General features: G+C 69.7%; 8 protein-coding genes. 4 read left to right on the top strand and 4 right to left on the bottom strand.

The window, feature by feature from the left end; translation table 11 throughout:
• Positions 1-1,800, bottom strand: coding sequence for a peptide ABC transporter substrate-binding protein (locus tag AB0B72_RS07925; RefSeq protein WP_367737747.1), 1,800 nt, complete (start codon positions 1,798-1,800; stop codon positions 1-3).
• A 394-nt stretch (positions 1,801-2,194) separates the two neighbouring features.
• On the bottom strand, positions 2,195-2,332 hold the full coding sequence (locus AB0B72_RS07930) for a hypothetical protein (RefSeq protein ID WP_367737749.1): 138 nt from the start codon (positions 2,330-2,332) through the stop codon (positions 2,195-2,197).
• Between the two features lie 306 nt (positions 2,333-2,638).
• Here AB0B72_RS07930 and AB0B72_RS07935 point away from each other — a divergent pair, with 306 nt between their 5' ends.
• The 4 genes from AB0B72_RS07935 (at position 2,639) to AB0B72_RS07950 (ending at position 10,261) form a co-directional block, all read left to right on the top strand.
• Positions 2,639-3,103: a tetratricopeptide repeat protein gene (locus tag AB0B72_RS07935; protein WP_367737750.1), complete on the top strand. Its 465-nt coding sequence runs from the start codon at positions 2,639-2,641 to the stop codon at positions 3,101-3,103.
• A gap of 375 nt (positions 3,104-3,478) precedes the next feature.
• A complete protein-coding gene (locus AB0B72_RS07940; protein ID WP_367737752.1) occupies positions 3,479-6,256 on the top strand; it encodes an AAA family ATPase in 2,778 nt (925 codons plus the stop codon).
• Positions 6,257-6,348: 92 nt separating this feature from the next.
• The gene (locus AB0B72_RS07945; RefSeq protein WP_367737754.1) at positions 6,349-6,909 is read left to right on the top strand and encodes a hypothetical protein; all 561 of its coding nucleotides are present in this window, start codon (positions 6,349-6,351) and stop codon (positions 6,907-6,909) included.
• A gap of 235 nt (positions 6,910-7,144) precedes the next feature.
• Positions 7,145-10,261, top strand: a complete 3,117-nt coding sequence (locus AB0B72_RS07950) for a BTAD domain-containing putative transcriptional regulator (RefSeq protein WP_367737756.1) — start codon at positions 7,145-7,147, stop codon at positions 10,259-10,261.
• A gap of 293 nt (positions 10,262-10,554) precedes the next feature.
• Here the strand turns inward: AB0B72_RS07950 and AB0B72_RS07955 are convergent, their stop codons facing one another.
• Both AB0B72_RS07955 and AB0B72_RS07960 read right to left on the bottom strand, forming a co-directional pair.
• Positions 10,555-13,665, bottom strand: a complete 3,111-nt coding sequence (locus AB0B72_RS07955) for an AAA family ATPase (protein ID WP_367737758.1) — start codon at positions 13,663-13,665, stop codon at positions 10,555-10,557.
• Between the two features lie 436 nt (positions 13,666-14,101).
• Positions 14,102-14,572 carry an ester cyclase gene (locus tag AB0B72_RS07960; RefSeq protein WP_367737760.1) on the bottom strand — a complete coding sequence of 157 codons (471 nt, stop codon included), beginning with the start codon at positions 14,570-14,572 and terminating at the stop codon, positions 14,102-14,104.
• Positions 14,573-14,604: the final 32 nt, after the last annotated feature.

Raw genomic sequence — 14,604 nt, forward strand, 5'->3', positions numbered from 1 at the left:
TCATCCCTGCTCGGTGAAGTACCACTTCTCCGGCGTGAGCGACAGGCCGGCGGACGGCTGCGGGATCGCACCGCCGAGGTCGCTCTTGATCGCGGAGACCTGGTTGGCCTCGGTGGGCATGAACAGCATCGGCAGCTGCTCGGCGGTGTAGGTCTCCCAGTCGGTGAACGAGGCGGGGTCGCTGTCGGTGGTCGTGGCCGCGACCTTCGCGTCCATGGTCTTGTCGCTGTAGCTGCCCCAGTTGCCGACCGCCCCGGTGGAGAAGGCGACCTCGCCGCTCGGGTAGAAGTCGGGCGCGAACTGCCAGCCGGTGCCCCAGTACGCCATCTGCCAGCCGCAGGACGCGTCCGACGGCTTGCACGGCGTGATCACGCCGAAGATGTCGTTGGAGGGGGCCTGGGAGAGGTTGAGCTCGATGCCGGCCTGGCTCAGCGCCGACTTGAACGCGCGCATCTCCTGGTCGACCTCCGGGACGCCGGAGGAGTAGACGAGGTCGAAACTGAGCTTCTGGCCTGCGGCGATGCCCTCGCCGCAGTGCCCGGCGCCGGTGCCGGGGGAGGTGCAGGTCGTCACGCCGCCGGGGGCGACCGTCCAGCCGTTGGCCGTGAGCAGCTCGGTGGCGTGCTTCGGGTCGTAGGGGTACCGCGGCGTCCTGCCCGCGGCGCCGAGATAGGGCGAGTCCGGCTTCGTGGGCACCGGGCCGTTGTCCGGGGCGCCGTTGCCGTGCAGGATCGCGGAGATGTACTGCGGCTGGTTGATCAGGCTCTGCATGGCCTGGCGGATGTAGAGCTGGGAGAACACCTTCCCGACCTTGGGATTGTTGAAGTTGATGGGGAGGATGTTCATCGACCACAGGTACCAGGGGTCCACGGTGTACCCCAGGGCCGTGAGGGCCTTCGCCTGGCCCATGCTCGTCTGGGGGATGTAGCCGTAGGTGAGCTGTCCGGCGCGCAGCGCGTTGAACTCGGCGGCGGCGGAGGTGAAGGGCTGCTCGATGAACTTGGCCAGGTGGGGCTTGTCGGTGCCGGAGTAGGCGGTGTTCGGGACGAACTCGGCGTACCCGTCAGGCCGGAACTCCGACAGCTTCCACGGCCCGTCGACCACCTGCCAGAGCGGGTCGTCGGCGTAGCTCTGCAGCTTGCGCGCCTGGCCGTCGAGGAACTTGTAGACGTCCTTGGCCGAGTCGGCCTTCAGGTCGTGGTCGCCGATGGGCCCGTCCGCCGACGTCTTGTCCCAGGCGTGCTGCGGCATGGGGGTGATCTGGCTGAGCTCGTTGAACGTGAACCAGGTCGGGTTGACCGGGGCGTCCAGGGTCAGGACGATCTCGGTGTCGCTCGGCGTGGTGACCTTCTTCACGTCGTCGGGGAAGAACCCCGGGACGTACTGGCCGTAGTTGGCCGAGTTGGCCCGGAGCATGTTGATCCAGAACGTGACGTCCCTGCTGGTGATCGGCTTGCCGTCCGACCAGTTGCCGGGCTTGAGCTTGATGTTCACGACGGTGTCGCCCGCGCTGTACTTCGGCGGCTCGGCCAGGCTCAGGTCCTCGTTCAAGGCGATCTTGTCGCCGTCGCCGAACCAGTAGAGCGGCCGCCACATCAGGTACTGGAACTGGTTGATGTTCGAGGTGCTGAAGTACGCCAGGCTGTCCATCGGGAAGATGTAGTTCGGCGCGGTGCCGGGCGCCTCGGCGAACGTCGCCGTGCCGCCTTCGCGCGGTACGCCGGTCGCCGATCCGGTGGGATGACCGGACGAGGCGCCGCTGCCGGTGCAGGCGGCGAGCAGCCAGCTCAGAACGAGCACGGATCCAACCGCCGCCAGACGCCGGCGCGGAGCCGTCCGTCGTGACGGCACGTTAACGCCCATGGGGACCACCTCATGTCTTGCCGGCGGGGTCGGTCGAAGATCGCGGAGCGGAGTCGACATGCCTCCACCCGGGGTCGTGGAGGAGAGGCTAGCCCTATCGCTTGATAGGCACAATAGGTCAGAGAATGTTTCGATTAGAAGCCAAATATATGTATGAGCTGGGACTTTGCCCTCACCAAGCGCGGCAGGCCGGCGTGACGAAAACCTTGAGGATCTTCCCTGGGCTGTTCACCTCGGCCCGCGGAGCGCGGCGGACCGGCCTGAGATCGCGCTCGCCCGTCCGTTGGCAGGGACGCGGGCGGGTAGGCGTGATCCGGCTCCCCTGAGGCGGTTACCCGGCGCCGGAGCCGAGGATGTCGCGGATTTGATGGCGGGCGGTGACCCCGAGGAACCGGTAGAGGTGGGAGCTTGCGCCGTAGGAGCCGGTCTGCTGGGCTCTGCCGGGGGCGATGGCGGGCGAGGCGACCACTCCCCGCGACCTACGGTCCGTGCTCGTGCTCGGCGATCACCTCGGGGCCGGAGTACTCCCGCCGGAGGCATGCTCTTTCTCTTGCTCCACGCGCGACTTATGCTCTCAACTCGCCGCTGCGGGCAAATGCTGAGTGGGAGTTCAGGCAAACGCGCTGCGCGTTCGTTCCCCGGTTATTGGGGTGAGCCGGTTCGAGTCCGGTGGCCCGCAGCGGTTCTCGCGCAGCGCAGCGTCGCAGTTATCTTGACCTGCGTTTATCCTTGATAATCGATACGGGGATCGCCTGCGACCGTGACGGAGCCGCCCATGACCGTCGACCCCACGATGACCCGAATCGGCCAGGGAGTGGAGCTGCATCATCACCAAGGTCGGCGTGAAGCCGCTCGCGACTTGTTCGCGCAGATCTGGGACGACATCGGCGGCGAGCAAGGCGACCCGCTACATGTTTGCGTTCTTGCCCACTCGATGGCCGATGTGCAAGACGACGTACACCAGGAACTGATGTGGGATCTGCGAGCGCTCGCCGCCGTCGGACTGATCACCGATGAGCGGGTGGCCCAAGCCGGGGTGCCGCTTTCGGTGGCCGGCTTGTATCCGTCGTTGCACCTGAACTTGAGTGAGTGCTATCGCAAGCTAGGCGATCTCGACCGCGCCCGGGAGCACTTTCGGCAGGCGCGGGACGGGATCGGCGTGCTCGGCGACGACGGGTATGGGCAGCTCATCAAGAGTGGCCTGGAGCGGGTGGCCGAACAGTTGGGTGAGACCGTCTAACTGTGAGCCCAGGCAAGTGTGATGTTCACCGGCTTTCGTGAGCCACGACCTGTCGGGTTGTCGTGCGTGATGATCGCGATGGCCGGCCTGCTGGGTGTTGAAAGCGCCCTTGATCAATGCCGTCCAGTGCCGTCGCGTGCCGCCTTGTGTCGTTCTGCCCGCCATTGTCCGAGCCAAGCTGCCGGGTCGTGACGCTACGTGCCGTGCTGTATCCCGTACATGCGAGCAACCACCGATCAAACATGGGCCCTTGCCCATTACCGATAACCCGCCATCTAACGGTCGCCTGATCTGCTGCCGTATGGCTCGGGATCCCAACTTCAACGACACGTGAACGGCTATCTCTTTGTGGTCGATCCTGGGATTGTTGACGTTGTGACGTTCCGAGACTTGGTTCGGGCGGCGCGCATGGAGCAGCGACTTGACGTGGCGCTTGACCGGTACATGGAGGCGCTGGCGAGCTGGCAGGGAGCCGCCGCTGGTGACGGGACGGCCCCCGAGTCGAGGGTCGTCTCCGTGTTCACCGCGCTGGACAACGAGTTCATCGGCGCCTGCCTCACCGCGACCCGGCTCGCGGTGAGGCAGGGCCGGGTCGCGGAGCTGCTCCATCCGCTGCACCTGGCCGCCCGGATGGCGCCGTTGCACGAACACGTCCAGGCGAGTCTCATGTCCGCGCTGGCCGCCGCCGGCCAGCGGGCGGAGGCCCTCGCGCTTTTCCGGACGGTCCGTGCCCGCCTGGCCGACGCGCTCGGCATCGATCCCGGACCGGCGCTGCTGGCCGCGCATCGCGAGGTGCTGGAAGCCGTACACGAGCGGGAGGTTCGTTTCCGGCCGGGCCCGATCCCGCTGGTGGGGCGCGACCGGGAACTCGCGGTGCTGCGTGAGATGCTCGCGGCGGGGACGGGGCTGGTCGTGGTGGAGGGCGAGCCGGGGGTGGGCAAGACCCGGCTGCTCATGGGGGCCTGCGCCGAGGCGGAGCAGCGGGGCGCCCTGGTCTTATGGGGTCACTGCCTGCAGGGGGACGGCACACCGTCGATGTGGCCCTGGCTGCAGGTGATCAGCGCGGCCTTGGGGAGTCTCCCGGCCGCGGCGCAGGCCGAGTGGCGGGCCGGTGAACTGGGCCGTCTCGTGGAACCCGACCCCGGGGTCGCCGGTGCCGTAGGGCCGGCCGACACTGGCACCCAGTTCCGGCTCTTCGAGCAGGCGGTCGCCCTCATCGGGCGTGTCGCGGCCCGGCGGCCGGTGGTGCTGGTCGTCGACGACCTCCAGTGGGCTGACGTCGCCTCGCTGGAACTGTTCAGGCATCTGACCGAGTGGCTGCCGGGCGGCACTGTGGTCATCGGCGCGCTGCGTGACCGTGCGCCGGTGCCCGGTTCGGAGCTGGCGAGAACGCTGGCTTCCGCCAGTCGGTTGGCCGCCCATCGCAGGATCAGGCTGAGACCGTTCGGCCTGGACGATGTGGCTGAGCTGATACGCCGGGAGAGCGGCCGTGATCCCGATCCTGATGTCGTCACGGCCATTCACGCCCGTACCGCCGGGAACGTGTTCTTCGTCCGGGAGCTGTCCCGGTCGGTGGCCGGGAACGGTGTGCTGGGTGATGGGGTGCCGTCCTCGGTCCGCGATGTCGTCTGGGATCGGATCGCCGACCTCACCGGCGACGCTCTCGGCCTGCTGCAGGTCGCCGCACTCATCGGCCGCGACATCGACCTCGTGCTGCTGGCGAAGACCGCGACGCTGGAGATGCCGGAATGCCTCAAGGGTCTCGAACCACTGGAGGAACTCGGCCTGCTCGAACCCCTGCCCGGTCACCCCGGCGCGGTCCGCTTCGCGCACGACCTGGTCCGCGAGTCGGTCGCCGACCTCACGCCGCAGCGTCGGCTGACCCGGCTGCACCTGCAGGTGGCCGACGCGCTGGAGCGCACGTCCCCGGACGACTCCACAGCCGAACGGCTGGCGCATCACCTGCGGGCCGCCGGTCCGCTGGCGGATCCCGCCCGGACGGTGGACGCGCTGGTCCGCGCGGGCCGTTGTGCGGCCAACAAATCGGCGCTCGATGCCGCCTCCCGGCAGCTGCGCTCGGCAGCCCAGATCGCCCGGGCGGCGGGTCTGGCCGAACGGGAGCTGACCGCCCTGGCGATGCTCACCGCGGTCGACGGAATGCGGGCAGGGTACGCCGGCTCGGCACCGGAGGTGCTCGAACGCGCCGAGAACCTCGCCCGCGACCTCGGCCACGAACGACAGGCCACTGACTTCCTGTTCTCCCGCTGGGTCGCACACGGCCAAGGGCTCCAGCTCGACAAGTCGAGCCGGTTGGCGCGACGACTGCTCATCCAGGGCGAGGCGTCCACCGACCCGATCGTGCGCGCCTACGGCCTGCACGCCTGGGGCATCCACCAATGGGCCGTCGGCAACATCGGGCAGGCCTACCGCTACCTCATCCGGTCGACCTCGACCATGCGCAACGACCTGGTGCGCCGCGACGACGAACCCCTCCGGCACGACCTGCAGAACCTCTCGCCCCTGATGCTCGCGCTGATGACCGGGCTCCGGGGCGACGTCGTCCACGCCCGCGCGATGTTCGACCGCCTGGAAACCGCGGCCGGCGATGACCGCTACACGGTCACCGTCTGGTCCGCCTTCGCGGTCACACTGGCGGCACAGGCGGGCGACCCGGAATGGGCGCTGAGCGCGGCCGAACGCGGAATCGCGCTGGACCCCCAGTTCTCCTTCGGCTTCTTCGGCAGCTACCAGCGGCTCGCGCGATGCTGGGCGCGGGCGATGACCGGCCACGACCCGGCCGGGGCCGCCGAGGAGGCACGGCTGATCATCGCCACCACCCTGTCCGACCCGCCGCGCTCGGTGCTGGGCACCTGGTGCGGGCTGCTCAGTGAAATGTGGCTGGCGGCCGACCGGCTCGACGAGGCCGCTCGAACCCTCGACCAGGCCGGCGTGGTGCTTGACACCTATGGGGAGCGCGACGGCGAAGGCCTGCTGCTTCTGCTGCGGGCGCGGCTCCTGCAGGCGTACGGCGCACCCCTCGCCGACGTCCGGGCCGCCGCGGAACGGGCCCGAACGCTGGCCGTCGAACGTGAGGCGAACTTGTTCGCCCACCGTGCCGAACAGCTGATCGCCGATCTGGATCAGGAGAGCTGAGGCCGGTTGAGAGCAGCGACTTCCAGCTCGACGCCGCCGGTCGTCTCGCGCGCCGGCTGCTTGATCATGGCCGGCGATCCTGCGACCCTGTCGTGCGGGCTTCGGGCCATCACGCGTGGGGAGTCCACCAGTGGAGTTCGGGCAACGTCGGTGAGGCCTGCCGGAACCTGAGCCGGTCCGATTCGCTGATCCGTGCCGAGCGAGACGCCGAGCCGCTGCGGCACCGGCTGCAGATGATGACGCCGGTCATGCCGGCGCTGAACACCGCGCTGCACGGCGACCTGGTCGCCGCGCGCCGGCTTTTCGAGGTGGTGGAGTTCGACGCCGGCGACGACCCCTATGCCATCAGCATCTGGGGCTCATTCGCCGTCACCGCGGCGGCCGCGGCGGGAGACTTCGCCTGGGCGCTGCGGGCGGCCGAGACGGCGATCGACGCCGATCCGGACTTCTCCTTCACCTTCTCCGGCAGCTACCCACGGCTGGCGCGGCACTGGGCCAAGGCCATGTCCGGCGGTGACCCGGTCACCTCGGCCATGGAGATGCAGCGCATCATCGAGGCCGACGACGTTTTAGGCCTGGCACGGCTGGGGGACCGGCCCCCGGAAACGATCGCCGGCCGCCACACAGGACCGGACGACGAAAGAAGCCCGTAACTTTGCTGAGCTTCAGGTCATGGGCTATTTCAAAGGGGAGTCCCTCGGTAGGAATCGAACATATGCGGCCGCGCCCGTACCCAGCCGACGGGTTCTGCCCGGTCGATCGGTCCGCTAATCTGCGATTCGATACGCGTGAACGTCTTTCGTCCGGGGTGGTGGAGGCGTGGCAGAGCCGACTCGGCCCCCCAGGGGTGCTCTTCGTATCGACATTCTGGGTCCGATACGCCTGCGGTTGGACGGCGTTGAACTGAAGATCGGGCCGAGGCAACAGACCTTCCTGCTCGCTCTGTTGGTGGCCCATGTGGGCAGGCTGGTCAGCAGGAGCGAACTGATCGACCTGATCTGGGAAGACGACCCCCCCACCAGCGCGGTCAACGTCGTCCAGAAATACGTGGGTGAGCTCCGACGGCTGTTCGAACCCTCGCTGTCGCCCCGCGTGACCGGGTCGTACCTGCAGCGCCGGGGGAACAGCTACCTGTTCGTGGCCGAGTCCGCGACGATCGACCTCGTCCTGTTCCGGCAGGGGATCGCGGCAGCCGAGGCCGCTCTCGCGGAGCGGCATCGTGAGGCGGCGCTTGATTCCTACGCTGATGCCCTCGGATTGTGGCGCGGCTCGACGGGGGCGGGCTGGGGTCACGGACCGGCGGCCATGGCCACGTTCGCCGCGCTCGACGGTGAGTTCTTCGACGCCTGCGTCGCGGCCGCCGAACTCGCCTTATCACTGGGCCAGCCGACGCGCGTCCTCAAGCCCCTCCGCCTGGCCGCCTCGATGGCGCCTCTGCACGAACCCGTCCAGGCCGCCCTCGTTTCCGTCCTGGCCGCCTCCGGACGATCGGCCGAAGCGCTGTCCGTCTACCGGCAGGTTCGCGCCCGGCTGATCGAAGAATTCGGCATCGACCCCGGTCCGGTGCTGCAAGCGGCCCATCAGCGGATACTGAGTCACACTTCCCGGCCGCTGCCCGTGGCCGATCCGGAGGTCGCCGGGCAACCGCCGGCGGACGGCGGACTGGTCGGTCGGGGCGAAGATCTCGCGGTGCTGCGACAGGCGGTGGGGTCCGCTCTGGCCGGTGGCACCGGGCTCGTCCTGGTGGAAGGCGAACCGGGAGTGGGCAAGACGCGACTGGTCGAGGAGGCGACCGGCGAGGCCGGCCGGCGGGGTGCGCGGGTCGTCTGGGGCAACTGTCTGGAAGAGGGCGGCGCTCCGTCGATGTGGCCCTGGGTGCGGGCGATCGGCACGGTCCTCGACGCTCTGCCGTCGGACCGGCGCCAGAGATGGCTGGGCAGCGAGATCGGCCGTCTCTTCGAGTCGGTGGACGGCGTGGCGCCGGAGCCGGAGCTCCCCGATGCCGGAAGCCAGTTCCGCCTGTTCGAACGAGTCGTCGCACTCGTCGGCGAGGTCTGCGCGACGCACCCGGTGATACTCGTCATCGACGATCTCCAGTGGGCCGACCTCGCCTCACTGCGACTGTTCGGTCACCTCGCGGCCCGGGCCCCGGGCGGTGCGGCGATCATCGGCGTCCTCCGCAACCACGCCCCCGCCCCGGGCTCGGAGCTGTCCCGGCTGCTCGCCGCGGCCAGCCGGATCTCCGGCCACCGTCGGATTCGTCTCGGCCCGCTCGGGCCCGTCGAGGTGGCCGAACTCATCCGCCGCGAGACCGGCCGTAATCCGGGAGACGGCGTCGCCCGGGTCATCCACGCCCGCACCACCGGTAATCCGTTCTTCGTCCGGGAGCTGTCCCGGCTGCTGGCCGCCGACGGGGGCATCCACGACGACGCCGACATCCGGGCGGCCGTGCCGGTCACCGTCCGGGATGTCGTCCGCGATCGTACCGCCGACCTCGACGACGACGCACGGAACCTGCTGGAGGCCGCGGCCCTCATCGGGCGAGAGGTCGACTTGGGGTTGCTCGCCCGCGTCGCCCGGCTCAACGTCCAGACCTGTCTCGACCGCATCGAGCCAGTCGAGCATCTGGGCCTGCTCCTGCCCACGCCCGAGAACCCGTTCGTTCTGCGTTTCGCGCACGATCTGGTCCGCGAAGCCGTCGCCACGACCACGTCACCCCATCGAACGATCCAGCTGCACCTGCACGTGGCGGACGCACTGGAGGCCACCGACACCAAAGTCGGCTCCGTCGCCGAACGCCTCGCCCACCACCTGTGGGCGGCGGGCCCACTGTCGGCTCCGGCGCGCACCGCGGGCGCGCTCATCCAGGCCGGGCGCCGGGCGGCGGCCAAGTCGGCGCTCGAAGCCGCCGGACAGCACTTGCGGTCGGCCGCGCAGGTGGCGCAGACGGCCGGCCTGCCGGAGCTCGAGTTGTCCGCGTTGTCGCTGCTCACCGCCGTCGTCGGCATGGGGCAGGGGTACGTCGGCTCGACCATCGACCTGCTGGAGCGCGCCGAGCACCTGGCCCGTGGCCTCGGCCGCGACCGGGAAGCCGTCGACTTCCTGCTCAGTCGCCAGGCCGCCTACTGCCAGGGGATGCAGCTCGACCGCGCCGACCGGCTGGGGCGCCGGTTCCTGGAGCAGTGCGAGGCATCCGCCGACCCGGTCCTGCGCGCCTATGGTCTGCAGACGTGGGCCATCTACCAATGGTCCATCGGCGAGATCGGCGAGGCGCACGAGTTCCAGAGCCGATCGGACCGCACCCTGCTTGAGGACATCGCTGGGTACGGCGAGTATCCGCTCCGGCGCGACCTGCATCTGATCGTGGCCGCCATGCACGCGGAGATCTCCGCTCTGCACGGTGACCTCGACGCTGCCCGCCCGCTGCTCGACATGCTGGAAGCCGCCGGCGACGACCCCTACGCGATCACGCTCTGGGCCACGTTCGCATCGAGGATCGCGGTGATGTCCGGCGACCCCGCCTGGGCGCTGCGTGTGGCAGAACGGGGCATCGCCGAGGACCCCGGCTTCTCCTTCGCCTTCTTCGGCGCCCATCTGCGGATGAGCCGATGCTGGGCGCGGGCCGTGACGGGCCACGACCCGGCCGGCGCCGCGGCCGAGGCCGAAGTCATCCTGACCGCGAAACTGCTCGACCCGCCGCTCACCGGCCTGGCCACCTGGTCCGGAATGATCGGCGACATGTGGCTCGCCGCCGGTCGGCCGGACGACGCCGCCGCCGCTCTCGACCGGGCTGATCAGGTCGTCGACACCCACGGCGAGCGTTATGCCGAGGGGCTGCTCCTGCTCCTGCGGGCACGGCTGCTCCAGGCCCGCGGCGCCGATCCGGACGACGTCCGGGCCGCCGCCGAGCGGGCCCGCGCCCTGTCCGCCCGGCGCGGGGCCCACCTGTTCGCGCGCCGGGCCGAGGAACTGATCCGGAACCACGCCTCGGAACCTGGCGACTGATCGTCAGATCCTCGGTGGGCAGGGCATGCCAGCCCATTTCGATCTTGTGCCGATCTCGGCAAACCCGCGTTCGCCGGGCCTGCTGCAAATCGCGTACGACCGCTCGATCGGCTCCACCGCAGGAACGGTTCCGGGCTCGGCTCGCCGAACCCACTCGACGACGGGCGCCCCCGCTTTTCCGCACCCGGCGGACATCGCATTCGAAGTCCGGGATGTGCAGGACGTGGAGCCCGGTGCCGAACTGGAACCGCCCCAGCGGACTTCATGCCGACTGAAGTATCGGAGAATCCAGCCTACGGTCGTCTACCCAGTATCTGATCGGCGCGGTGGACGAACAGGTGTGCCTCACGTTCCAGGGACAGGGCCCGGGCTCTTTCGACCTCGGCCCGGACGGCCGAGACGGGTGCGCCGCGCCGCTCCATCAGCCGCGCCCGCATGAGGATCACGAAGCCCTCGGGGTAGCGCTGACCATAGACGTCGAGATACCGGTCGGCTCGGTCGAGGGCCTTGCCCGCGTCGTCGAGCCGTCCCGCCGCCAGCCACATCTCGCCGAGGAGTCCGTACCAGGTGGTCAGGCCCGAGCGTGGTGGATCGGTCAGCGCCACGTCGATGATCGCTTGGGCCTCCGCCGCGGCGCCGACCGGGTCGTCGCCGGTCACCGCGCGGGCCCAGCAGTGGGCCAGCCGCTGGTAACTGCCGAGGAAGACGAAGGAGAACTCGGGGTCCAGCGCGATCCCCCGCTCCGCCACGCTCCGCGCCCAGACGGGGTCACCGGCCAGCGCCGCCACCGTGACGGCGAAGGCGGCGCAGACCGTGACCACGTAGGGGTCGCCGTCGGCCGCGGCCTCCAGCATGTCGAGCTGGGCGCGGGCGTCGTCGACGTCGCCGTGCAAGCCGGTCATCAGGGCGAGCATCACGGGTGAGAGCAACTGCAGGTCGTGCCGGAGCGGGTCGTCTTCGCGGCGGACCATCTCCTGGAGCATGGCCGGGGCCGACCGGCTCAGATATCGGAGCGCTTCACCGATGTTCCCGACATCCCACTGGTGGATGCCCCAGGCGTGGAGCCCGTAGGTGTGCACGATCGGGTCGGCGGACGCCTGGCCCTGCGTGAGCAGCCGATGCGCCAGCCGGCCTGCGCGGTCGAGCTGGATGCCCTGGGAGTAGGCCGCCCAGCGGGAGAAGAGGAAGTCGGTGGCCTCACGTTCCCGGCCGAGGTCACGGGCCAGGTGTTCGGCGCGTTCGAGCACCTCGAGCGCGTTGCCGACGTATCCGGCGCGCATCCCGTCGAGCGCGATGAGCAGGGCCAGGGCGGACAACTCCAGCTCGGCCAGGCCCGCCGTCCTGGCCACCTGCGCGGCCGACCGCACATGGTCGGAAGCCGTATCGAGTGCGGACTTGCCGCCCGCGCACCGGCCCGCGTGGATCAGAGCCGCCGCCGTCCGGCTCGGATCAGCCAGCGGCCCGGCCGCCCGCAAGTGGTGTGCGAGGCGCTCGGCCACCGAATCGTCGCCGGGGACCGTGTGCTCCAGCGCCTCCGCCACCCGCAGGTGGAGCCGGGCCAGCCGCCGCTGCGGCGTGGTTCCTGCGACCGCCTCGCGGACCAGGTCGTGCGCGAACCGGAAGGTGTGGGGGTCGTCGGCCGACGGTTCCAGCAGGCCGAGCGCCTCCAGCGGTTCGAGGCCGTCGAGACATCCCGGTACGTCAACATCAGCCGCCCGCGCCAGCAGAGTGAGGTCGACCTCACGGCCGATCAGCGCGGCGACCTGCAACAGTTCACCGGTGCGGTCGTCCAGTCCGGCGATCCGGTCGCGCACGACGTCGCGCACGGTGGACGGCACCCCGTGCACGCTGTTGTCATTCCAGAACCGGGACAGTTCCCGGACGAAGAACGGATTCCCGGCGGTCCGGGCATGGATGACGCGAGCGGCGTCCGGATCGGGGTCTCGGCCGGTCTCTCTGCGGACCAGCTCGGCCGTCTCGTCCAGACGGAGCAGACCGAGGCCGATCCGACGGTGCCAGGGCAGTCGGCTCGCCGCGGCCAGCATCCGCGCCAGCTCCGAGCCGGGCATGGGGGCGCGGTCGCGGAGCGCGCCGATGACCACGGTGCCGTGTGGCAGCCGGTCGGCCAGGTGGCCGAACAGTTCCAGCGAGGCGACGTCGGCCCACTGGAGGTCGTCGACGACGAGTACGACCGGGCACCCGGCCGAGACCCGGCCGATGAGGGCGACCACGCCTTCGAACAGGCGGAACCGGGCACCGCTGTCGGGCAGCACAGGTGTGCCGGACACCGCCCGGTCAGGCGCCACGAGGCGGCCCAGATCACCGGCCCGCCACGTCGCCCGCGTCGCTTCAGGCAGGCGGTCGAGCATAGCCCCGACAACCTGTACCCACGGCCACATCGACGGCGTGCCCTCGCCCTCCAGGCAGCGCCCCCACACGACGAGCGCGCCACGCTGCTCCGCCTCCGCCGCGGCCTCCTCCAGCAGCCGGGTCTTGCCGACGCCGGGCTCACCCTCGACCAGGACGAGCCCGGTTTCTCCGGTGAGAGCCGCCCCGACCACCTGCCGCAGCACCGTGAGCTCCTCGTCCCGCCCGACCAGATGGGTGGCGGCCGGGGGCGGCTCTCTGGCGGGTACGTGCCCGAGCACGCCTTGGTGCGCGGTCGTCAGCACCGTGCCGGGGGCGATGCCGAGATCGTCCGCGAGCCGGACCCGGACCGTCGAGAACAGTGCGAGGGCCTCGGCCGGCCGCCCGTCGGCGGCCAGCGCGGAGATGAGGCTCGCCTGCACGTTCTCGTCCAGTGGCGCCATGCGGGCGGCGAGGTGCAGCGGGTGGAGTATGCGGGCCGGCTGCTCCAGCGGCAGCGCGAGTTCCGCCGCCGCCAGACACGCGCTGAAGAACTCGTCGTCCAAGGCGCCGAAGACGGACATGGACGCCGGCCCGTGAGCCGGCCCGTCACCTGCGGGTCCCCGCCAGATCCCGAGCGCCTCCACGTACCGGTCGAGCGCCACATCGGGCCGGTGCCCGGCGGTCGCGGCCCTGGCCGCTTCGACCAGTTCCCGGAACTCGACGACGTCGAGGATGCCGGGCCCGGCCACGAAGAGGTATCCGTTGCCGCGCCGGTGCAGATAGGAGCCCGTCTCCCGGGCGGGCAGCCCGGGTTCGAGCAGGCGCCGGAGCGCGCCGACGTATTTGTGCAGGATGTTGACGGCCGAGGCTGGAGTGTCCTGGTCCCAGATCAGATCGATCAGCTCGCCGACGCTGATCGGCTCTCCGGCCCGTGCGAGCAGCAGGGCGAGCAGGTACGCCTGTTGACGTGGCCCGGCGTCCAGTTCCACGCCGTCCCGCCAGAGCCGCAACGGACCCAGGATCTGCAGCCGCAGATGTCCGCCATTGGTAGCCATCTCGGCGTCGATCGTAGGCGAAGGTCGGCGGCTGGGAAAACTCCGTGATCGGCGGATTTGGGTACCTCGTCCACATCGGCACAGAATGGCGCGAATGGTCAGACTGTCGCCGTGTGCCGCCTTCTGTCATTTCGTCCGTCATTGTCCGAGCCGAGCTGCCGGGTAATGACGCTGCGTGCCGGCCCGTATCGCGTACACGCGAGCAACCACCGAGCAACCAGCATTCCTGACCATTGAATTCGGCGGCGAATATCCGACTTCGTCCCAGCGTCTGAGCCGCGACGGGGAAGCAATCGGCCTGGTGGTTTGCCGGCGCAGTCCGCGCTGCCGCACCCCATGACCAGACGAACCGGCGGCGGACCACCGTCAGCGGAGTGACTTGCGGATGCTGCGGAGCCGCCCGACAGCCACGCCAAACGGCGGCGACATCGAATCCTCAGTCGCCGGGCGAAGGCCGTCCCTCACCCGCGGATGATGAGCGACCGTCGAAGACGAGTTCGCCACCAAGCTGACTGTACAGCTCCAACTGGTCGTAGTAGATCCGATGAGTGATGATCTTGTGGTTGCCGACGGAGCAGGTGCTGGTACCGCGAACGGCGACGGGACGGCCGGTTCCACCCAGCTCACACCCGCCGGGCAGCATGAAAGGCCCGTTATGCGTGCCGGTGAGCATCCATTCGGTCACCGCGGGATCCGCGCAGATCACCGTGTGCCAGACCGTCATGCGCAGGTCCGAAAACCCTTTGAAGACCTCCTCGTAGAACGAGGCGATCTGGTCGTGTCCCTCCGCGATGCCGGCCGGGGTCACCAGGACCCCGTCCCGGCTGTGGCAGTGAAGAACACGATCCAGATCGTGGGCGTTGAAGGCCTTGAGCAGTTTGTCCTTGAGCGCGCGAGCGTCGCCCATGGTGATCACCCCCTCGATAGGGACTCTTCCGG

The organism is Microbispora sp. NPDC049125, assembly GCF_040802045.1.
Lineage (GTDB): Bacteria > Actinomycetota > Actinomycetes > Streptosporangiales > Streptosporangiaceae > Microbispora.